Here is a 20,406-nt window from a genome sequence, read left to right as displayed (position 1 = left end):
CTGGCGGCTAATGCCGTATGGAGACTAAATGTCGATCGCCTCCCAGCCTCAACCCGTAGCCGGCATCGCCGAACGGCCACGCGCGCGCCTCGCTTTATGGGCGGAGGCGAATGCGACGCTGCTGTTATTCTCAGCCGTTTTCCTCGTTGGCTTCTTCGCGCGCTACTACGGTGTTGCGAGCATGCCGTACTGGCTGGACGAAATTACCACGGTCACGCGGTCGAGCCTGCCGTTCTGGGACATGATCGCCGACTCTCTCGCGCATCACCATTTGCCGTCCTACTTCATGATCACCTCGATGCTCGCCTCCTTCGGTACCACCGAGGCGATTCTCCGCATCCCCTCCGTGATCTTCGGATCGGCATCCTGCGCGGTGCTGTTTCTCATCGGACGGCAGCTTGGTGGCTGGCGAGCCGGGTTGATCGCCGGCATGCTGCTGGCACTTTCTCCGCTACAGGTGCAGTACGGCCAGGAGGCGCGCTCCTACAGCTTCGTCATCTGCATGATGGCGATCGGGTTGCTGGGGCTGGTGGAATTGGCCCGCGACCCTCGCGCCGCCTCGGCACCATGGCGCGATTCCTCGGCGCGGCATGCGCCCTGGGTGCTCTATACCCTCGGCACCCTGGCGGCCCTCAATGTGCTAAGCGTTGCGTTCTTCTGGTTGATCTCGGCCAATCTCGCGGCGCTCGCGATCGCCTTTGACGCGCGGGTCGACCGTCGGCGCTTCCTGCTGCGCTGGCTCGTGGCGCAGGCGATCGTGCTGGGCTTCTCGCTGCCCTGGTTCGTCGCGATGGACATCTTTACGCATGGCTATATGGGCAACGCGACCAACTGGGTGCCCGCTTTGACCTTGCGCCACTTCTTCTCGACGATCTCCTCGCTCTATCTCATGCGGACTTCGCGGCTGATCAGCTTCCAGCTGCTGCCGGCTGCCATTCCGGGCTTCGGTGCGGCCATCGTCGTCTTCGCCGCGATGGGACTGGCCTATCTGCAGCGGCAACCGGTCGCGGGCGCCTTGCAGCGCGGCGCGACGCCCGGGTTGTCGCGCACCATGCTCCGCGCGCTGGCTATCGCCGCCTTCATGCCGCCCCTGACTATCCTCCTGATTTCGTTCATCAAGCCGCTATGGATGCCGCGTTACCTGCTGTGGAGTTCGGTGCCTTTCCTGCTCTTCGTCGGCTTGGGCGTAAGCCTGCTGCCGCGGCGCTGGCAGAGTGGGGCCGCCTTCGCGCTCATCCTCCTCGCGGCCATCAATCTCGCGCCCTATTACCGGGCCGAGACCAAGCCGCGCTGGGATTTGGCGGGCCAGGATCTGCGACAGGCAATGTTACCAGGTGACGTCGTGCTCGTTTCTGATGGCCTGCCCGTCTACATGATGAATTTCTTCCTCAAGCGGCAGGGCGACGAGATCCCTGCGGATGCCTGGACGCTCGACGTTTATAAGGCGGCGCAGCATCTTTCGACCGGTGGCCGGGTGTGGGTGCTGTTTGGCAGGGTCGGGCAGGCGGATCGGACCTCTGAGCCGAATTTTGCGCGGATCATCGAGCCGCTTGGGCAACCGATCCTGCAGACCAAGGAAGGCGACCTCATCACGATGAAGCTCTTCGCCGGGCTGCCGACGGGCACTGCGCTCGATTGCGGAACGGTGACCTCGACGATCCCGACCCATCCGACCACTGCGCCGCCCCAGCCTGCGGCCTGCGATACGGTGGCCGACAATATCGAATAACGTGTAGCGCTAACGCGCGAGGACGCGTGGCGCCCCTGACGGCCAGGATGCCCATACTTTCGTACCTGGCACGAAACGCTCGGCGGCGGCGCTGGAGAGGTCGGCCCAAATCTCGCCGCTTCCCGCGTCGTCACCGGTCGGGGCGCCCGTCAGACCCAGCTTGATGCGGCTGAGCGAGCCGAAGAACGTTAGATCCACGACCTCCGCCGCCACGGACCCTGCTGGCGCACCCTCCGGGGCATCATGCAGCGACACATGCTCGGGGCGGAGGAACATCTCGACCTCGGTGCCAGACGGCATGGCGGCGGCGGCATCGGACGGCAAAGCAATCTCGCCGATCCGCACGGTTGCTCCAGAGGTACGGCCAGCGAGCACGCCGCCCGCGCCGATGAAGCGCGCGACAAAGGCGTCTGCGGGCTGGCGATAGATCGCGGCGGGCGCCGCCATCTGCAGCACGTGACCCTCATTCATCACGGCGACGCGGTCGGAAATCGACAGCGCCTCCTCCTGGTCATGCGTCACGAAAACCGTGGTGATGCCGATCTCGCGCTGGATACGGCGGATCTCAGAGCGGAGCTGCACGCGCACCTTGGCGTCCAGCGCCGATAGCGGCTCGTCGAGGAGCAGGATGTCTGGTTGCACCGCGAGCGCGCGCGCCAGCGCCACGCGCTGCTGCTGGCCGCCAGAGAGCTGGTGCGGGAACTTATCGACATGCGCGGCGAGCCCGACCATCGCGAGCAGCCGCTGCGCCTCTTTCGTTTGCTCGGAAGTGGTGCCGAGGCCGCGAACGCGCGGGCCGAAGCGGACGTTCTGCAAAGCCGTCAGGTTGGGGAAGAGGCTGTACGCCTGGAACACCATGCCCATCCGCCGCTTGTTCGGCGGCAGGCTGCTGACATCCTGGCCGTTGATGACGACCTGCCCGGAATCCGGCGTCTCAAACCCCGCCAGAATACGCAGCAACGTGGTTTTGCCGCAGCCGGAGGGGCCAAGCAGGCAGAGCAACTCGCCCTGGTCCAGCTGCATATTGATATCGGCGAGAACGGTGCGCGTGCCGTAGGTTTTGCGGATCGCGGTGAGGGTAACCCCGGTCATCGGGCGCGCTCCTTGATGGGGGTTGGCCGTCTCATCAGCGGGCGCCGATGCGGGTGCGCTGCCGCTTGCCGGCAACGATGACGCCGAGCATGGCGATCCAGGTCAGCACGAAGCTGAACAGCGACAGGGCTGCGGCCTCGGTCACGGCGTTCTGCCCAGTGTCGTTGATGAAGACGGCGAAAGTCTTGAACAGCAGCACGCTGGCGAAGGTGAACTCGCCCATGACGATGGTGAGCGTCAGCAGCGTGGCGCCAACCAGCGCGGCGGTCATGTTGGGCAGCAGGATCAGAACGATGATGCGCCCCCAGCCAGCACCGAGCGACTGCCCTGCTTCGGTCAACGTCTTCACATCCAGCGTGTTGAGTCCGACATCGATCGAGCGGTAGCCATAGGGAAGGGCCAAGAAGAAATATGGGATGACCAGATAGTTCGGTGTTCCGATCAGCCAGTTCGGCCCTGTGTAGAGCGTGCTGAGACCGGCGATCAGGGCGATGGCCGGGATCACGAAGGGCAGGGTGGCGATAAATTCGAAAAGCGGCTTGAGCTTCGGCGCCTTGAGATGGACGAAGATCATCGCAGGCACCAACAGCACGAAACTCAGCAGGATCGTCTCGATCGCCAGTTGCAGAGACAGCAACAGGCTGCGCCAGAAGCCGCTGCTATGGATCAACAGAACATAGGAGGAGACACCATAGCTGTGGCCACCCTCCCAGAGGCTGAAAATTCCCGTCACGATCAGCGGCACGAGGAAGAACAGCCCGCAGGCCAGAATGATGATCCAGTTACCAAGACCGACGCGCGGCCCGCCGCTGCGGGAGAGTGTGGCACTCATGCTAGCGCCTCCACCGCGCGGCGCGCCGCGAGATGAGGCCGTAGATGGCGAGCACCACGATCATCACCACGATCATTCCGGTGGAGAGCGCGGCACCCACTTGCGGATCGGACATGACATTGCCCGAGAGCACATTGCTGATGTCGATCGGCACCAGCGCGATATTGCCGTCAGTCAGGGCAAAGGGCGTGGCGAAGGCCGAGAAGGCATTGCCGAACAGCAGCAGGAAGGCCGCGAGCAACGACGGAAACAACACCGGCAGGCCGACCAGCCGCCAATACTGGCCGCCGGTCGCGCCGAGATTGTCAGCCGCCTCGCGCCACGTCGTCCGCAAACCTTCGAGCGCCGGAATGATGACGATGAGCATGAGCGGGATTTGGAAATAAGCGTAGGTGATGGTCAGACCGGTCAGCGAATAGAGCGAGAAGCCGTGGCTGTAGATGTCGATGCCGATGCTGCGCAACGCCACCGTCACGAAGCCCAATGTTCCTAGCGTCGTGATAAAGGCGAAAGCCAGCGGCACGCCGGCGAAATTCGCGGCGACCGCAGAGAAACTCGTCACAGCTGAACGCAAGAAACCGGGCGCGCCCGGCCGCAGCACGGCATGGGCCAGCAGGCCGCCGAAAATCAACCCGACGACCGCCGAAGCGGCCGACAGGATCACGGAATTCTCGAACGCGACGCGATACTGATAGTCGCCGAGCTGAGCCAGGTACGACAGCGTGAAACCGTTGTCACCGGTGACCGACTGCACGACGAGCACCAAAGTCGGCGCGATGAGGAAGGCGCAGACAAAGGCGAGGAAGAGACCGACGAAGAGCCAGGGAATGAGCGCGCCAATCCGCGCGCCCATCGGCCTTGGTTTGTGAGTGGACAGAGCCTGGCTCAAGACTCGCGGCCGAGCGTCAGATCTTGACCATCCGGGGCCACTGCGCCGCGACTTCCTTCTGCGCCTTGGAAATCTGCTCCTGGGTCGCGAACTTCACCTCGGCATAGGGGCCAGCCGGCGGCAGCTTCTTCTGCAATTCGGCGGGGACGAGATTCCGCTTGGCAATATCCGCATAGCGCGCGGGATGCGCGTAGCCGGCGAGGAACAGAAGCTGTCCCTCATCCGAATACAGGAATTCCTGCCACAGGCGTGCAACGTTGGGATGTGGCGCGTCGGTCGGGATCGCCTGACAGTAGTAGCTGCCATAAGGTGGCGCGCCGCTCGGAACAACAACGTCGATGACCGCTTTGCCGACGGCGGCATCGCGATAGCCGAGCGCCAGGTAATCCCAGTTGATGACGATGGGTGCCTGGCCACTGACCAGCAGCGCGGGACCGGTCGCGGCGGCCGGGTTGAGGTTGCCGCGCTTGGCGAGGTCGGCGAAGAAGGCGATGCCGGGGTCGATGTTGTCGTAGGTGCCGCCATTGGCGAGCGAGGCCGCGAAGACCGCCGAGAAGGCCGCGGCGGCGCCGAGCACGCTGCCGTTCAGCGCGATCATGCCCTTATATTCGGGCTTCTTCAGATCCGCCCAGGTCTGCGGCGAGTTCTTCACGACGCTCTTGTTGATCGCGAAGGAGACGACGCCAAAATAGTCAGCGACCCAATAGCCCTGAGGGCTTTTCATGTTGTGCGGGATCGTCTCCCAGGTCGCGACTTTATACGGTGCGAAAAGCTTTTTCTGCACGCCCGCGGTTGTGAAAGACGGGCCGACATCGACGGCATCCGGCGCCCGGTCCTGCCCCTTGAGGCTGCGGATCGCCTGCATTTCCTGGGCGGAGGAACCGTCCGGGTTCGCGTCGTTGATCTTGATGCCGTATTTCTGGGTGAAGGTGTCCATCAGCGCGCCGTAATTCGCCCAGTCGCGCGGCAGGGCGATGGCGTTGAGCGTGCCTTCCTTCTTCGCCGCCGCGATCAGCGCATTCATGTCGCTGGTGGCATCCATCGCCGCCGCATAGGCGTGGCGCAGGCCGGGAATGGTCGCGGCCGTCGCCAGTGCCGCGGCACCGAAACCGAGCTTGGCGAAGTCGCGTCGTCCGAGAAGGCGGGGGTCGATCGGCATCAGGATCTCCTGGGGTAGGGTCAGATGAGAGGCGGATAGACGCGAAGACAATCCGCACGATGGGGTGCGGAGGGGCGATACAGGCGGCCATGGCGAGCCACAACGTCACTTTTGTGACAGTTGAGGGGGCGCAACGGCGCCCATCGCCGGCCGATATCAGAACTTTAGGCATGGAGTGCGGCCGGCGTCACCTGCTTAACGCAATGTTTCATTGGGCTTTCGGGTGGAATTTGCCGCCGTCGCTGTCGGCGCAAAACCGATGTTCTCTATTCGTTCTTGACGGCGGTGCCCCGCCTGTCCATCTTGTTCTCAGCCAGAAAGCGGGGCGCAAGATGGGCGAAGCAGTCGCGGCCGGGACCGAAACCGGCGGAGTGCCAGGCAAGACCGAACGAAAAGTCCGGATGGTGTTTCGCCAGGCGCTTATGGCGCCGTCGAGGCGTGCCGCCGTGGCGCCGCGACCGACCGTCGCGCCAGCCGTGGACGATGCGGTCGAGGAGGAGCCAGTCGCCGCCGCGCCTAGCCTGGCAAGGAAGGGACGTGGCGCCACGACCAATCCGGGTGTGCGCTTCGAAAGCGCTTCCGCCACGCCCTATGACGACGGCTGGGGTTCGCTGGAGGATTGCTTCGCCGCTCTACCGCCGCTCGAGACCACGCTCATTCGCGACGCGTCGCGCACAGTCATCGCGCGAAACGACAGTCCCGATATTGGCTTTGACCGATCCATCAACCCGTATCGCGGCTGCGAGCACGGCTGCGTCTACTGCTTCGCGCGTCCGACCCACGCCTATCTCGGCTATTCGCCTGGCCTGGATTTCGAGACCAAGCTTGTCTTCAAGCCGGATGTCGCAGCGCTGCTGGACAAGGAATTGCGGCGGCCGCGCTATACCGCGAAGCCGATCACGCTCGGCTCGAACACCGATCCGTACCAGCCAATCGAGCGAAAGCTCAAGCTGACACGCGCGGCTCTGGAGGTGCTGCTGCGGTTTCGGCACCCTGTCAGCATCGTCACCAAGTCAGCGAGCATCGTGCAGGATCTCGACCTGCTGAAGGAGTTCGCGGCGCTCGGGCTGATACGCGTTTTCATTTCCATCACGACGCTGGATGGGGAATTGGCGCGCCGCATGGAACCGCGCGCTTCGGCGCCCAGCCTTAGGCTAAGGGCCGTCGCGGCATTGGCCGAGGCCGGGGTGCCAGTCGGTGTGCTGGCGGCGCCGATGATTCCAGGGCTGAACGATGCGGAGCTGGAGCAGATCCTTGCGGCTTCCGCGAAAGCGGGCGCCAAGCGGGCCGGCTTCACGCTGCTGCGGCTGCCGCTGGAACTCCGCGAGATCTTTGAGGCCTGGCTGCGTGAGCATATGCCTGACCGCGCTAACCATGTGCTGAGCTTGGTGCGGCAGATGCGCGGGGGCGACCTCAATGACTCACGTTTCGGGCATCGCTTCACCGGCACCGGTCCATATGCGGAACTCATTGGCCGCCGGTTCGAGCGTGCGGTGCGGCAGAATGGCCTGGACGCTGGAATGGGTCCGCTGGACACCAGCCAATTTCGAGTGCCGGAGACGGTATCGGCAACGGGCAACAAGCAGATGTCGCTATTCGACGGGCTGGCGATGGCCGGATCCTGAAGTTTCGCTGCTGAGGCGCGTTACTTCGAATGCTAATTCTTTCACTATGCTGCTGGGAGGGGCCAGTCGCCGCCAGCTTGATAAATCTCAGCTCGATAAATCAATGTCACCGATAAGGCGGACGATCTCGCTTCTCGCTCAGGTATTAGCGCCCATATGCGTTGCGTCGAGTGAGGAGCGGGCGGATTGGCGAGACAACCTGGTGTGAGTGCGGCGTCCGGTCCCGCCATCGTGTGGTATCGGCGGGACCTTCGCGTGAACGACCATGCGCCGCTGCGCGCGGCGGCCAAGGCCCATGGCTTCGTTTTGCCGGTCTTCGTGCTCGATGATGAGGGGCCGGGTGGCTGGAAGGCCGGTGCCGCCTCGCAGTGGTGGCTGCATCATAGCCTGGAACGGTTGGCGGAAGGCCTGCGCGCCCGAGGTGCCGATCTGCTGCTGCGGCGCGGTCCGCGCGTCAGCACAATTCTCACGCTCGCCCGCGAGGTCGACGCCGCCGAGGTCCATACCGGGATCATGCCCGAACCTTGGGAGAAGGCGGATGATGCCGAGGTCGGGGCTGGTCTCGCGGCGGAGGGGCGGCGGCTCGTCCAGCATCGCACGAGCCTGCTGCACGATCCCGACGCCGTACGGACGCAAGCCGGCAAGCCCTTCACAGTCTTCACGCCCTTTGCGCGCGCCTTCGCCAAGGCCACGCATGTCCCCGAGCCGGTCCTGGCGCCTCGGCGCCTCAAAGGTGCGAAGCTCTCGACGCCCGACCGGCTCGATGCTTGGCGGCTGCTGCCCGCCGTCCCCTGGGATGCGGCGTTTTCGCGCCGCTGGGAGCCAGGCGAGGCAGGCGCCAAGCGACGCGCTCAAGCCTTCATGAACGATGGTCTCGCGGGTTACGCGACGGGGCGGAACGATATCCCGAGTGATGGCAGTTCCTCGATGTCGCCGCATCTGCATTGGGGCGAGATCTCGCCGGTCCAGCTTTGGCACGCCGTGGCGCAAGCACCGCAGCCGCATGGGGCTGGCGCCGAAGCCTATCGGCGCGAACTCGTCTGGCGCGAATTCACGGCCCATGTGCTGTGGCACCATCCGGAAACCCCCGATGCGCCCCTGCGGGCGGAGTTCAAGAAATTCGAGCGCCGGCATGATCCGGGCCAACTCCGGGCGTGGCAGAAGGGCAAGACCGGGGTGCCGATCGTCGATGCCGGGATGCGTCAGCTCTGGTCGATCGGCTGGATGCATAACCGCGTCCGCATGATCACGGCGTCCTTCCTGGTCAAGCACCTTCTGCTGCCTTGGGAGGAGGGCGAGGCATGGTTCTGGGATACACTGGTGGATGCGGATCTCGCGAACAACGCCGTCAACTGGCAGTGGGTTGCCGGCTGCGGGGCCGATGCGGCGCCGTTCTTCCGCATTTTCAATCCGGTGTTGCAAGGCCAGAAATTCGATCCCGAGGGCACTTACGTCCGGCACTGGGTGCCCGAACTCGCGAAGCTGGAGAGTCGGTATATCCACGAACCGTGGTCGGCGCCCGTGAAGGCGCTGGAGGCCGCTGGCGTGAAGCTGGGCGAAACCTACCCGCGTCCTCAGGTCGATCTGTCCGAGGGGCGGGCGCGCGCCCTGGCGGCACTGCGCGCCATCACAAGAAAGGCCGCTTGAGTCGTTCACAGACGCGCGGCGGGCGGTTGCGAAGCGTGAACGGCCTCCCAGATGTGGCGCAGGTTAAAGGGAGACCACGCATGAGCGAGAACAGGTTCACCGGCGCGGCGCGCGACGCGGCGGGTAAGGTGCAGGAAGCAGTCGGCGATTTCGCCGGCGACGCACGGACGCAAGTGCGCGGCAAGGTCAACCAGGCACGCGGCCAGGCCGAGGATGTGATGGGTGACGCTGCCGACATGATCCGCGACCAGCCGCTGGTAGCGGCACTCGTGCTGATCGGCGTCGGCTACCTGATTGGCCGCCTGCGCCTTCTCTAGGCGGCTAAAAACACCCTTCGCCGCCTGACATGGCGGCGGCGAAGGGTGCCACTTCAGGCAGGGGCTTCCGACTATGGCTCATCGCGGAGTTCGCGTTGATCTATGGCGGAGGCCCTTTGTATGTGCTTTTGGTTCGCTTGCCCGGTGTCTTGTTCCTAGTCTTGTGGGTGAGCGCGCTGATCGCCTACGTCGCCACCCGAGGCGTCCAGCCGGTTCCGAAGGACAGTCGCGCCGAGATCCGCGCAGTGCTCCTCCGCTTCGCCGTGCTGGCACACATTATTACCGGCGCAACATGGCTTCTTTGGCCCCAGAGGTTCCTCAGCCTGCCGCGCGAGCGACCGTTGTTTTGGGCGATCATCATGGTGCTCTACCCGGTCTTATCAGTCTGGCCACAGGAGGTGCTGTATCGCGCACTGCTCTTCATGCGGTACGCGGCTATTCTTCCGACAAATGCGAGGCGGGTGCTGGCGAGCGCGATCACCTTCGGCTTCGCGCATGTCATCTTCCTAAACTGGATCGCGATCGCGATGACTGCGGCTGGCGGCTTCCTTTTCGCGCGCGACTACGGCCGCCACCGCTCGCTCAAACTAGCGTGCCTGGCGCACAGCCTTTCCGGCTGCCTCATATTCACCATTGGCCTCGGCCGCGTTTTCTACACGAGCGCCGCTTGGCACCACTGAGGCATGGGGTGTGCAGCAGGATGTCTTCGGTTCAAACCGTTTTCATTCCACCGTCGTCATGCTCGGCGAAGGCGAGCATCCACGCCTTCCTTTCTCGACAAGCAAGGCGTGGATGGCACGGGGTGCCCCGCACGCCTTCGCGTGCCATGACGGATAGGCGGGTCGCGGTTCAATCATGGGCAAACACGCTTTAGCGGAACACCGGCTCGTCGAAAGCACGCAGCTTGCGCGAATGCAGCGAGTGAACCTGACCGCGCAGCAGCTCGATAGTCTCCAAGCCAATCGCGAGATGCTCACCGACAGCGCGCTGATAAAATGCGGTGGCAGCGCCCGGCAGTTTGATCTCTCCATGCAGCGGTTTGTCGGAGACGCAGAGCAGTGTGCCGTACGGGACGCGCAGCCGATAGCCCTGCGCCGCCAAGGTGCCGCTTTCCATATCCACCGCGATCGCACGGCTGAGATTGATGCGCCGCCGCTCCTGGCTCCAGCGCAGTTCCCAATTGCGGTCGTCATAACTTACGACAGTGCCAGTGCGCAGCCGTCGCTTGAGCGCTTCGCCCCGCTCACCGGTCACGCGTGCCGCCGCTTCCTGCAGCGCGACCTGGACCTCGGCCAGCGCGGGCACCGGGACTTCCAGCGGCAGCAGATCGTCGAGAATGCGGTCCCGCCGGAGATAGCCATGGGCGAGCACATAGTCGCCAATGACCTGGCTCTGCCGCAGACCGCCGCAATGGCCGATCATGAGCCAGCAATTGGGCCGCAGCACCGCGAGGTGGTCGGTGATGTTCTTCGCGTTCGACGGGCCGACGCCGATATTGGCGATGGTAATACCCTGGCCGTCCTCGCGTTCCAAGCTATAGGCCGGCATCTGGAAGCGCTGCCATGGGCTCGCCGCGACGATTTCCGCCGCTTCCGCCGGCGGTGTCTCCCGAGTCACGCGGCCGCCGCCCGGCAGGAGGAGCGCGACATAGGGGCTGTCCGGCCGGGCGATCTCGGTGAGGGCGTGGCGCACGAAGCCCTCGACATAGCGCTGGTAATTGGTGAGTAGGATCCAGGGCTGAAGCCGCCGCCAATCCAGGCCGGTGTAATGAGTGAGGCGCTTGAGAGAGAAGTCCGTCCGCACCGCATCGAACAAAGCGAGAGGGCGGGGCCGGTCGGCATGGAATTGCCACAAGCCATCCGCCACCTCGTCTCCCACCGATGAGAGCATCGGCGTTGGGAAGACACGCGCGAGGTCATCGACCTGCACCTCGCCACGCACGAATTCGTCGCCGACCTCGGTGACGTAGGGATAGGGGATTTCGAGGTCGCTGACGCCGACGGACAGCGTGGCGCCGAATTCCTCCACTAGGGGTTCGAGCTGTTCAAGGAGATAGGCGCGGAAGAAGCTCGGCTGGGTGATGGTGGTCGCATAGTCGCCGGGGGTTTGCAGCTTGGCCCAGGCGCGGGTGGTGTAGCGGATGGCGCCCTTCGGCTGCCAGGATACGCCGAGTTGCGGGTAGCGGAAGGCGCGGCGGTCGGCGGCGGTCGGTGCGACGCCGGTATTGACGTAGCGCGAGAGCGCGTCGCGCAGGGCGTTGCAGGCCCGCTCGTAGTTGAATTCGAGCCGCGCTACCGCTTGGCTCGGGGAAATGCCGCCCATCTCGCCGCCTCCTGACCTCGCGGGCGGCTGACGCCTCCGCAGGGCTCCGGGTAGACGAGACGCCGGTGCGACGCTACCCCCGGCGAATGGTGGCTTTCGAGATGCGGCTTTGAGCTTCCGTTAGAAGCGCGGTTCGATGCGTTTCGCGCGTTTTGTCCCGTCCGGGGTCTGGGGAACGCGATACGGCCCCAAATCGAGAGGGTTCTTCGCCTTCCAGGGTGTCGGATCCGGCCATGGTTCGGCGGCCTTGCGGGCGAGCCAGCGTTCGTGAGGGGTCATTTTCGGGACGAAAGCCCGATAGATCGCAATGGGCAGCAAGATCGCGACAAGCGCCCAAGGGGCGCAGAGCATCACCAATATGACGGTTTCGCCGCCGCGGTCGCTCACGCGGTCCGCGATGACGGCGATCACTAAGACAAGTCCGACGAAGACCCGCGCGCCAATCGTGGTGAGCAAGGAGATGGCCCGGCCCTTGAACCAAAGCTGCGCATAATCTGGTTCGGCGCTGGGGCGGCGATCTCGGGGCACGAGCTTGCTACTCTTTGTTGGGCTTGGTCACGACGGGCGGGAGGCTGCGAGAGGCGGGGGCGTCCGTGCCAGCAGTTCGATAGCACAAAACGTTGCTAAGGCGCACCGAAAACACTCTCGCTTGAACTGCGACGGGGAGCGCGGGACAGGGCTTTCCACCTATCCGGCTGCTATGTGAGCTAAGGTGCCTCTCGCCTGACAGCTATGCCCGGTCCACGGATCGAAGAGATGAATAGAAAGCCCCAGCGCGGGTGTTTTCAGCCTTGAGGAGTCGCCGGGAAACCGGGCGGCGGCAAGGAGCAAGTCATGATGCGGTGCGGAGTCGCTTTGGCGTTGACGAGCATCTTAGGGCTGAGCGCATGCGCGGCGCCTCCCGATGGCCCAACGGTGCTCGAAGTTCCTGGGCCCAACAAGACCTTACCGCAATTCCAGGCCGATGACGCGGGTTGCCGTGACTATGCACAAGCGCAGACCGGACCCACCTCGCCGAACCAGGCGGCGAGGTCGAGCGGTGTCGCGGGCGCCGCGGTTGGAACTGCGGTCGGCGCGGCGGCTGGAGCGGCGATCGGTGCCGCCGCCGGGAATGCGGGCGCCGGAGCAGCCGTCGGTGCTGGGACGGGGCTCGTGCTGGGTGCCGCGACCGGGGCGACGAACGGCGCCTATTCGGGTGCGAGCCTGCAGCGGGTCTATGACGCCTCGTATATCCAATGCATGGCCGCGAACGGCAACAAGCTCGAGGCCTATCCCATCTATGCCGATACGGGATCCGGCTTCTACGCCGACCCCTATGCTGGCTTCGGCTATGGCCCCTATGGCTATTTTGGTGGGCCGGTTTGCGCGTTCGGGTTTTTCAACCATCGTGTCTACCCCCGCTACGGCTACCGTGGCGGCTATTGGCACGGCGGTTACCACGGGGGCTGGCATGGCGGCGGATATCCGCATGGCGGACCGTGGGTGAAATAGCCGCCGGCGCCCCATTCCATCGTCGACGCCCCGATGAAGTCACCGGGCGTCCTCGTCCGGAACCTCCATGGCGCGCCAGGTGAGCGCGTCCAAACCAGGCTGAAGAAGATCGGGATGATCTCTCAGATAGGCGCGCGCCCAGGCTCGTGCTTCCAGCGGGTCCAAAAACCCTGGGGAGTCAGGCAATGGGATGAAGACCGCCGCCCGTAAAATTCCGACCACCAACACCGCCGCGCCTACCTCATGCCCGGCGAAATCATACATTACTGTTTTAGAACGAATCTAGCCCTGCCTTATCCGTGGGCGGTCAGACGCTGAGTGAGAAGAGGTCTGCGACGGTCGCATGAGGCAAGCGCTGGGAGCGCTTGGGCAAGCGGCGCGAGACCCTTAAGATTGTCACGCCGAGGGCCGGACCGGAGCGGAGTTAGTGCCGTTTTGTAGCCCGGTCCCGGACGCGCAAGGAGCGGGGCTAATGGTGACAACCACGCTAATCGACGATGCGGAAGAACGTTTGCGGCGGGCTGTTCTCGCAAACGACGTCAAGGCGATTGGCGATCTTCTCAGTCCAGCACTCGTCTTTACCGATCAGACGGGGCAACGCCTCAACAAGATCGACAGCTTGATCGCGCATTCGTCCGGCTCGCTGCGGATCCGCAGCATGACGATCGAGGATTTCGAAACGAGGCTGATGGGGAGTTGCGCGGTGGTTACGGTGACCGCCACTGTCGGCGGCAAGCTGGACGGCACGGCCTTCGAGGGACGGTATGCCTATACGCGTATTTGGGAGCATCGGGAGGGCCGATGCATGCTCGCCGCGGCACATTGCTCAGCCATCGCGTGAGGCCGCGAGGGTGATGGCGCTGACCCGCATGTGCCGCGGGTTCTCCTGTGTTTCTGGGCGGCTCAGAGCGGTTCGAGAACGTGGATGGCTCGGGATGCGATGAGGTCCTTAACCCGCGCCGCATAGGCCACCATGTGGGCCGAAGCGCTATGAGCCTCGAGTGCCTCTTTGCTCTCCCATTTCTCGATCACGACGAAGGTGTCGGGGCCGAACTTCGCCCAGGTCTCGGGGCCGCCCTCGATATCCACAGTGGCGCGATATTCGACACAGCCTTCTTCCCGGCGGACCTCGAGAATAATGTCCCGGAAGGATGAGAACACCGTCCCGCGCTGGCCGGGTTTCGTGGTGATGATCGCGACAACATGGATCAAGGTCTCGTTCCCTCGTTGGATGCTCTTACAGGCGAGGGAGACTACCACCACCACGGCCCGAGTCACGAAGCGGGTTCGCCGAAGGGAGATCGCCGTCTCGCCGGCGGCAGTTCCGTGGCACTAGATCGCTCAAAGACCATGAGCGTAAGCTGCGATCCCGGCCGGTCGCTTGCCAAAGCCGTCTGAACCACTTTGAGGTGTCGGAATGAAGCTGAGGATTCTGGCGTTCGCGCTCGTCGCGGCAGGTCTGTCCACATCGCCCGCCCTTGCGAAGCGGAACGCGCCCGGAACATTCGCGGTCTATGGCTTTGGCAAGAGTCCTTGTTCCGAGTTTCTCGTGGCGCGGCAGCACAACGATGCGCAGACGGCGGGCTCGAACCAGCCCGGCAAGCCGCCGGAGGTCAAAGACCTCCAATATGAGGGCTATTACGCCTTCATGGCCGGCTCACTAACGATCACCAGCCTCCTGCTCAACAAGGCCTATACGGTGACGATGGAAGACGCGATGGACAAGGTGGCGAAGTTCTGCCGCACCTATCCGAGCAGCCTCTACGTGATCGCGGTGACCGCAGTCGTCGGGCCAGCGAGCTGAGGCGAGTGACGGGGGAAGATCTCCGCAAGCACCTCGGGTTAACAACGACCTTGGGTTAAGCGGCTGACGACCGAATTCATTGGACTGGCTGGGGGACCTGGATTCGAACCAAGGCTGCCCGGGTCAGAGCCGGGAGTTCTACCGCTAAACTATCCCCCACCGGGACAGGGGGCGCGGATTACCACGACGATCCCAGGGGATCAACCATCCTCCCAGGCGCCCTGTAGCCTGCCACTACCAGGGACCGGCCAGAGCGGCTATCTGGAAGCCGATGTCCAACGACTCTTCCGCGACACCAGCTCCGACCGATAACCCGCCCCAGGATCTCGCCGAGGCCGCCCGCTGGCTCGGCCGCGGCTCCGTTCTCGTGGTTGGCGACGCCATGCTGGATCGCTACTACTACGGCGAGGTCACCCGCATCAGCCCCGAGGCGCCAGTGCCCGTGCTGGGCGTGCAGCGCGAAATGTCGGTGCCCGGCGGCGCCGCCAACGTGCTGCGCAACGTCACCGCTCTTGGCGTCAGCGCCGCCTTCGTGTCGGTGGTGGGCGATGATGCTGCGGGATCTGACCTCACCGCGCTGATCGGGAGGCAGGCGGGCGTCGAGCCCTGGCTGCTGGTCCAGGGCGGCCGCGTCACCACGGTGAAGACCCGCTTCGTGGCGCGTGGCCAGCATCTGCTGCGCGCCGATAGTGAGGATCCGGCTCCGCTGCACCCGAAACTCGGGGAGCGGCTTCTCCGCATCGCCTGCGATTCCATCGCAGCGACCACGGTCACCATCCTCTCCGATTACAGCAAGGGCGTGCTTGGCGCCGGGATCGCGGGCAAGCTGATCGCGGCGGCGCGGGCAGCGGGCCGGCCGGTTCTCGTCGATCCGCGCGGCAACCAATACGAGGACTACGCCGGCGCCGATGTCATCATGCCCAACCGCCGAGAGCTTGCGGCCGTAACCGGCCTGCCGGTCGACAGCGATGAGGAGATCGTCATCGCCGCCCAGGCTCTGCGTCACCGGCTGGGCTTCCGCGCGGTGCTGGTGACGCGGTCCGAGCATGGTCTCAGCCTCATCACCGAGACTGAGACCTGGCATTTCCCCGCCGAGGCGCTGGAGGTGCATGACGTCGCTGGAGCTGGCGACACGGTGGCCGCGACTCTCGCCGCTGGGCTTGCCGCCAAGCTGCCGCTGCATGAGGCGGCACGGCTCGCCAATGTCGCGGCGGGAATCGTGGTCGGGAAGGTGGGAACGGCCGTCGCGCGGCAGGACGATATCATCGCGCGGCTCTCCCCCTTCGATGGCAATCGCGCCAAGATCGTGACCCTTGCGGCGGCTGTGGAACAGGCCGAGCGCTGGCGCCGGCGAGGCTGGCGCATCGGCTTCACCAATGGGCGTTTCGACACGCTGCATTCTGGTCATCTTCACCTGCTGGAACAGGCGCGCGCGGGCTGCGACCGGCTGATCGTGGCGGTCAATAGCGATGCGAGCATCGCGAAAATCGTTAATGGCGGCCGGCAACCTCAGCGACCGCGACCGCAGGCCGAGCGCGCCGCGAACCTAGCCTGCCTTTCCTCGGTCGATTTGGTCTGTTTCTTCGACGAGACGACACCTATTTCCCTGATCAATACCCTGCACCCGGATCTCCTGGTCAAGGGATCCAATCATGCGGCGGATGTCGTGGGCGCGGAGATGGTGCGCGGCTGGGGCGGCACCGTCCTGCTGGCGGAGTTGCTGCCGACGGCGGCAGGTTTCGGCAATGGCGGCTCGACGAAACTGAATGAGGAGAAGGTCGATGGAGCGAATTGAGATCGGCGGCCTGTCGGTCGTCACCGCCCTCCATGACTTTGTGAGGGAGGAGGTTGTGCCGGGAACCGGCGTCTCTCCGGAGGCGTTCTGGTCTGGCTTCGGCGCCCTGGTTCATGATCTCGCGCCACGCAACCATGCGCTGCTGCGACGCCGCGACGCGCTGCAAACCGAGATCGACGCCTGGCACAGCCGCCATCCCGGGCGGCCGAGCGACCCCGCCGCCTACCGTGCGTTTCTGGAGAGCATCGGCTACCTGATGCCTGACCCTGCGCCGTTCACGATCCAGACGACCAACGTGGATCTGGAGATTGCTTCAGTGGCGGGGCCGCAGCTTGTCGTGCCCATCACCAACGCACGCTATGCGCTCAACGCCGCCAACGCGCGGTGGGGCAGCCTCTACGACGCGCTTTACGGCACCGATGCGATTCCGGAGGAAGGCGGCGCGCAGCGTGGACGCGGCCTCAACCCTGAACGTGCGGCGCTCGTGATCCGCAAAGCGCGCGCCTTGCTCGATGAGGCGGCGCCGCTCGCCATCGGCTCGCATGCGGATGCGACTGGCTATGCGGTGTCTGACGGTGCGCTGAAAGTGGCGCTAGCGAATGGCACGGAAACCGGGCTGCGTGACCCTGCAGGCTTCGCCGGCTATCGCGGAGATGCCGCGAAGCCAAGCGCGATCCTGCTGCGCAACCATGGGCTGCATGTGGAGCTGCTGATCGACAGCGCGCATCCGATCGGCAAGGGCGATGCGGCGGGCATCGCTGATGTCGTTTTGGAATCCGCGATTTCCACCATCATGGATTGCGAGGACAGCGTCGCCGCGGTCGATGCCGAGGACAAGATCCTCGTCTACCGCAACTGGCTTGGTCTGATGCGGGGCACGCTTACCGCAAGCTTCGAGAAGGGCGGCCATACGGTCGAACGCCGGCTCGAACCCGATCGCATATACAGGGCGCCGGCTGGCGGCGAAGTTGTGCTGCCAGGCCGCAGCCTCATGCTGGTGCGCAATGTTGGGCATCACATGATAACGGATGCGGTGCTCGATGCCGAGGGCAAGGACATCCCGGAGAATTTGCTAGATGGCGCGGTCACCGCGCTCATTGCGATGCATGATCTCAAGGGGCGGAGCGGGCTGCGCAACAGCCGCGAGGGCTCGATCTATGTTGTGAAGCCCAAGATGCATGGGCCGGAGGAAGTCGCTTTCGCGAATGAGGTCTTCGGCCGCATCGAGGATCTGCTCGGCCTTCCGCGCCATACCATGAAGATCGGCATCATGGACGAGGAGCGGCGGACAAGCGTCAATCTCGCCGCCTGCATTCACGCCGCGAAGCATCGCGTGTTCTTCATCAATACCGGCTTCCTCGACCGTACCGGTGACGAGATCCATACCGCGATCGAGGCCGGGCCGGTGGTGCGCAAGAACGCCATCAAATCCACTGTCTGGATCAAGGCTTACGAGGATCGCAACGTCGATATTGGCCTCGCCTGCGGGCTGCCGGGACGCGCGCAGATCGGCAAAGGCATGTGGGCCGCGCCAGACCGTATGGCCGAGATGCTGGAGCAGAAGATCGGCCATCCCAATGCCGGTGCCACAACCGCCTGGGTACCTTCCCCCACCGCCGCGACCCTCCATGCGCTGCATTATCACGCAGTCGATGTGGCGGCACGGCAGCACGCTCTCGCAAGCCGTCCGCGCGCTTCCTTGGACGAACTGCTGACGCCGCCGCTTTCCGACGGCGAGAACTGGTCGGCGGAGGATGTGCAGCAGGAACTCGACAATAACTGCCAGAGCATTCTCGGTTATGTGGTGCGCTGGGTCGAGCAGGGGATTGGCTGCTCCAAGGTGCCGGATATCCACGATGTCGGGCTGATGGAGGATCGCGCGACCTTGCGGATCTCGAGCCAGCATATCGCCAATTGGCTGCTTCATGGTGTCACGTCACGCGCGCAGGTGAAGGAGACCTTGCACCGGATGGCGCTGGTGGTGGACCGGCAGAATGCTGGCGACGCCAACTATCATCCCATGGCGCCGGACTATGACAGCCCGGCTTTCCGCGCGGCCTGTGACCTGGTGCTGAAAGGTCGCGCGCAGCCCAATGGCTATACGGAGTTCATCCTCCATAGCTGGCGGCGTCGCGCCAAGCTCGCCTGAACACTCACCCGCGTACCGCGCTTCCACCGGAGAGAAGGGGCGAGGGCGCCCCGAAAGGGATTGGCATGAGGCAGCTTGGCGTTTTCTTGGTCGCGGCGCTGGTGATCGGTACGGGCGCCGCCTATGCCGCGCCGCCCGATACGCTGACGCTCGGCCTGCCGCTGGAACCGCCCGGCCTCGATCCGACTGCAGGCGCCGCGTCGGCGATCCGCGAGGTGACCTACGCTAATATCTTCCAGGGCCTGACGCATATCGACGAGAACGGGCAGGTTCAGCCCGATCTCGCGAGCGGCTGGGAGATTTCCAAGGACGGGCTAACCTACACCTTCAAGCTGCGCTCCGGCGTGACCTTCCATGACGGCACGCCCTTCGATTGCAGTATCGTCAAGTTCAGTTATGGACGTGCCGCGGCGCCCGAAAGCATAAACGCGCAGAAGCAACTCTTCGCGCCGATCGCATCCGTCGATTGCCCGTCACCGGATACAGCAGTCGTTGAGCTGAAGCAGCCGACATCGACATTCCTCTACGACATGGCCTGGGGCGACGCGGTGATGATCGCGCCGAAAACTGCGGCCGGAAACAAGGCGCATCCGATTGGCACGGGGCCCTTCGTGTTCAGCCGCTGGGTTCCCGGCGACCGTATCGAGCTGCTGCGCAACGATCATTACTGGGGCGCCGCGCCCAAGCTCAAAGCGGTGACATTTCGCGTGATCGGCGATCCCGCCGCGGCGACGGCGGCGCTGCTGTCGGGCACGCTCGACGCCTATACGAATTTTCCGGCACCCGAGGCGGTGGCGCGGTTTCGGCAGGATCCGCGCTTCACCGTCGCGATCGGTCATGACGAGGGCAAGGTGATCCTGGCGCTCAACAACGCGCGCCAGCCCTTCAGCGACGTTCGCGTGCGCCAGGCGATCGCCTATGCCATCGATCGCAAGGCGATCATCGATGCGGCCTATTCGGGGCTGGGTTCGCCGATTGGCTCGCATTACACGCCGCAGGATCCGAGCTACGTGGATCTTACGGGCGCCTATCCCTACGATCCCGCCAAGGCTAAGGCTTTGCTGGCGCAAGCCGGTGTGGCGCCGGGCACGAGCTTCACCATTATGCTGCCGCCGCCGAGCTACGCGCAGCGTGGCGGTGAGTTGATCGCGGCCTATCTGCAACAGGTCGGTCTGAACGCGAAGCTGCAGTCGGTGGCTTGGGCGCAATGGCTGGCGCAGGTGTTCGGACAATCGGCCTTCGACGCGACGGTGATTGCGCATACCGAGGCGCGCGACCTCGATATCTATGCGCGCCCGCATTACTACTTCAACTATGCGAGCGACCAGTACAAGACTCTTTATGCGCAATACGTCGCGGCTACCGATGCGGCGAAACAGGCCGACTTGCTGCAACAATTGCAGCGTCAGCTTTCCGCCGACGAGCCCAATATCTTCCTGTTCGCATTGCCGAAGATCGGCGTGTGGAACGCGAAGCTTCGCGGGTTGTGGACCAATGACCCGATGCCGATCAACGATGTGACCGGCGCATACTGGGCACCCTAAGCCGGCGACGA

At 64.4% G+C, this 20,406-nt stretch carries 19 protein-coding genes and 1 tRNA gene; 11 read left to right on the top strand and 9 right to left on the bottom strand.

The window, feature by feature from the left end; translation table 11 throughout:
- Nucleotides 1–28 precede the first annotated feature (28 nt).
- Nucleotides 29–1,729 carry a glycosyltransferase family 39 protein gene (locus GSQ83_RS07340; protein ID WP_158802223.1) on the top strand — a complete coding sequence of 567 codons (1,701 nt, stop codon included), beginning with the start codon at nucleotides 29–31 and terminating at the stop codon, nucleotides 1,727–1,729.
- A 9-nt stretch (nucleotides 1,730–1,738) separates the two neighbouring features.
- Here GSQ83_RS07340 and GSQ83_RS07335 read toward each other — a convergent pair whose 3' ends face one another.
- Genes GSQ83_RS07335 through GSQ83_RS07320 form a run of 4 tightly spaced genes read right to left on the bottom strand, consistent with a single transcriptional unit; the run spans nucleotide 1,739 to nucleotide 5,701 of the window.
- Nucleotides 1,739–2,821, bottom strand: a complete 1,083-nt coding sequence (locus GSQ83_RS07335; RefSeq protein ID WP_158802222.1) for an ABC transporter ATP-binding protein — start codon at nucleotides 2,819–2,821, stop codon at nucleotides 1,739–1,741.
- A 34-nt stretch (nucleotides 2,822–2,855) separates the two neighbouring features.
- Nucleotides 2,856–3,653 carry an ABC transporter permease gene (locus tag GSQ83_RS07330; protein WP_158802221.1) on the bottom strand — a complete coding sequence of 266 codons (798 nt, stop codon included), beginning with the start codon at nucleotides 3,651–3,653 and terminating at the stop codon, nucleotides 2,856–2,858.
- 1 nt (nucleotide 3,654) lies between these two features.
- Entirely contained in the window at nucleotides 3,655–4,506 is an 852-nt protein-coding gene (locus GSQ83_RS07325; RefSeq protein WP_158802220.1) for an ABC transporter permease subunit, read from the bottom strand.
- Between the two features lie 52 nt (nucleotides 4,507–4,558).
- A complete protein-coding gene (locus GSQ83_RS07320; protein ID WP_254065546.1) occupies nucleotides 4,559–5,701 on the bottom strand; it encodes an ABC transporter substrate-binding protein in 1,143 nt (380 codons plus the stop codon).
- A 332-nt stretch (nucleotides 5,702–6,033) separates the two neighbouring features.
- Here GSQ83_RS07320 and GSQ83_RS07315 point away from each other — a divergent pair, with 332 nt between their 5' ends.
- From GSQ83_RS07315 to GSQ83_RS07300, 4 genes are all read left to right on the top strand, one after another.
- Nucleotides 6,034–7,326, top strand: a complete 1,293-nt coding sequence (locus GSQ83_RS07315) for a PA0069 family radical SAM protein (RefSeq protein ID WP_254065545.1) — start codon at nucleotides 6,034–6,036, stop codon at nucleotides 7,324–7,326.
- A gap of 186 nt (nucleotides 7,327–7,512) precedes the next feature.
- Entirely contained in the window at nucleotides 7,513–8,973 is a 1,461-nt protein-coding gene (locus GSQ83_RS07310; RefSeq protein WP_254065544.1) for a deoxyribodipyrimidine photo-lyase, read from the top strand.
- Nucleotides 8,974–9,053: 80 nt separating this feature from the next.
- A complete protein-coding gene (locus GSQ83_RS07305) occupies nucleotides 9,054–9,290 on the top strand; it encodes a CsbD family protein (protein WP_158802219.1) in 237 nt (78 codons plus the stop codon).
- Nucleotides 9,291–9,385: 95 nt separating this feature from the next.
- A complete protein-coding gene (locus GSQ83_RS07300) occupies nucleotides 9,386–9,970 on the top strand; it encodes a type II CAAX prenyl endopeptidase Rce1 family protein (RefSeq protein ID WP_254065543.1) in 585 nt (194 codons plus the stop codon).
- Between the two features lie 190 nt (nucleotides 9,971–10,160).
- On the opposite strand, the gene GSQ83_RS07295 is transcribed toward GSQ83_RS07300, so the two are convergent.
- Entirely contained in the window at nucleotides 10,161–11,612 is a 1,452-nt protein-coding gene (locus tag GSQ83_RS07295) for an AMP nucleosidase (RefSeq protein WP_158802217.1), read from the bottom strand.
- Nucleotides 11,613–11,732: 120 nt separating this feature from the next.
- The gene (locus GSQ83_RS07290; protein ID WP_158802216.1) at nucleotides 11,733–12,140 is read right to left on the bottom strand and encodes a hypothetical protein; all 408 of its coding nucleotides are present in this window, start codon (nucleotides 12,138–12,140) and stop codon (nucleotides 11,733–11,735) included.
- Nucleotides 12,141–12,446: 306 nt separating this feature from the next.
- Between GSQ83_RS07290 and GSQ83_RS29790 the strand changes: the two genes are divergently transcribed.
- Nucleotides 12,447–13,103, top strand: coding sequence for a glycine zipper family protein (locus tag GSQ83_RS29790; protein ID WP_158802215.1), 657 nt, complete (start codon nucleotides 12,447–12,449; stop codon nucleotides 13,101–13,103).
- Nucleotides 13,104–13,142: 39 nt separating this feature from the next.
- Here GSQ83_RS29790 and GSQ83_RS07280 read toward each other — a convergent pair whose 3' ends face one another.
- The gene (locus tag GSQ83_RS07280) at nucleotides 13,143–13,367 is read right to left on the bottom strand and encodes a hypothetical protein (protein WP_158802214.1); all 225 of its coding nucleotides are present in this window, start codon (nucleotides 13,365–13,367) and stop codon (nucleotides 13,143–13,145) included.
- A 208-nt stretch (nucleotides 13,368–13,575) separates the two neighbouring features.
- Between GSQ83_RS07280 and GSQ83_RS07275 the strand changes: the two genes are divergently transcribed.
- On the top strand, nucleotides 13,576–13,944 hold the full coding sequence (locus GSQ83_RS07275) for a nuclear transport factor 2 family protein (protein WP_158802213.1): 369 nt from the start codon (nucleotides 13,576–13,578) through the stop codon (nucleotides 13,942–13,944).
- A gap of 62 nt (nucleotides 13,945–14,006) precedes the next feature.
- On the opposite strand, the gene GSQ83_RS07270 is transcribed toward GSQ83_RS07275, so the two are convergent.
- Nucleotides 14,007–14,315, bottom strand: coding sequence for a putative quinol monooxygenase (locus GSQ83_RS07270; RefSeq protein ID WP_158802212.1), 309 nt, complete (start codon nucleotides 14,313–14,315; stop codon nucleotides 14,007–14,009).
- Nucleotides 14,316–14,520: 205 nt separating this feature from the next.
- On the opposite strand from GSQ83_RS07270, the gene GSQ83_RS07265 reads away from it, so the two are divergent.
- Nucleotides 14,521–14,907, top strand: coding sequence for a hypothetical protein (locus GSQ83_RS07265; protein ID WP_158802211.1), 387 nt, complete (start codon nucleotides 14,521–14,523; stop codon nucleotides 14,905–14,907).
- Between the two features lie 85 nt (nucleotides 14,908–14,992).
- Here GSQ83_RS07265 and GSQ83_RS07260 read toward each other — a convergent pair.
- Nucleotides 14,993–15,066: transfer RNA gene (locus tag GSQ83_RS07260), tRNA-Gln, on the bottom strand.
- A 112-nt stretch (nucleotides 15,067–15,178) separates the two neighbouring features.
- Here GSQ83_RS07260 and rfaE1 point away from each other — a divergent pair.
- The 3 genes from rfaE1 (at nucleotide 15,179) to GSQ83_RS07245 (ending at nucleotide 20,395) form a co-directional block, all read left to right on the top strand.
- Nucleotides 15,179–16,702 (top strand): D-glycero-beta-D-manno-heptose-7-phosphate kinase, encoded by a 1,524-nt coding sequence (gene rfaE1 / locus GSQ83_RS07255; RefSeq protein ID WP_158802210.1) that lies wholly within the window; start codon nucleotides 15,179–15,181, stop codon nucleotides 16,700–16,702.
- Nucleotides 16,689–18,851, top strand: coding sequence for a malate synthase G (locus GSQ83_RS07250; protein WP_158802209.1), 2,163 nt, complete (start codon nucleotides 16,689–16,691; stop codon nucleotides 18,849–18,851). Before rfaE1 ends, GSQ83_RS07250 begins: the two co-directional genes overlap by 14 nt.
- Before the next feature lie 65 nt (nucleotides 18,852–18,916).
- Nucleotides 18,917–20,395, top strand: a complete 1,479-nt coding sequence (locus tag GSQ83_RS07245; RefSeq protein ID WP_158802208.1) for an ABC transporter substrate-binding protein — start codon at nucleotides 18,917–18,919, stop codon at nucleotides 20,393–20,395.
- Nucleotides 20,396–20,406: the final 11 nt, after the last annotated feature.

The sequence above is a fragment of the Acidisoma sp. L85 genome (assembly GCF_009765865.1).
In the GTDB taxonomy this organism is placed as follows: Bacteria; Pseudomonadota; Alphaproteobacteria; order Acetobacterales; family Acetobacteraceae; genus Acidisoma.
Note: the sequence above shows the minus strand (reverse complement) of the source record. Positions and strands in the feature narration are given on the sequence as shown.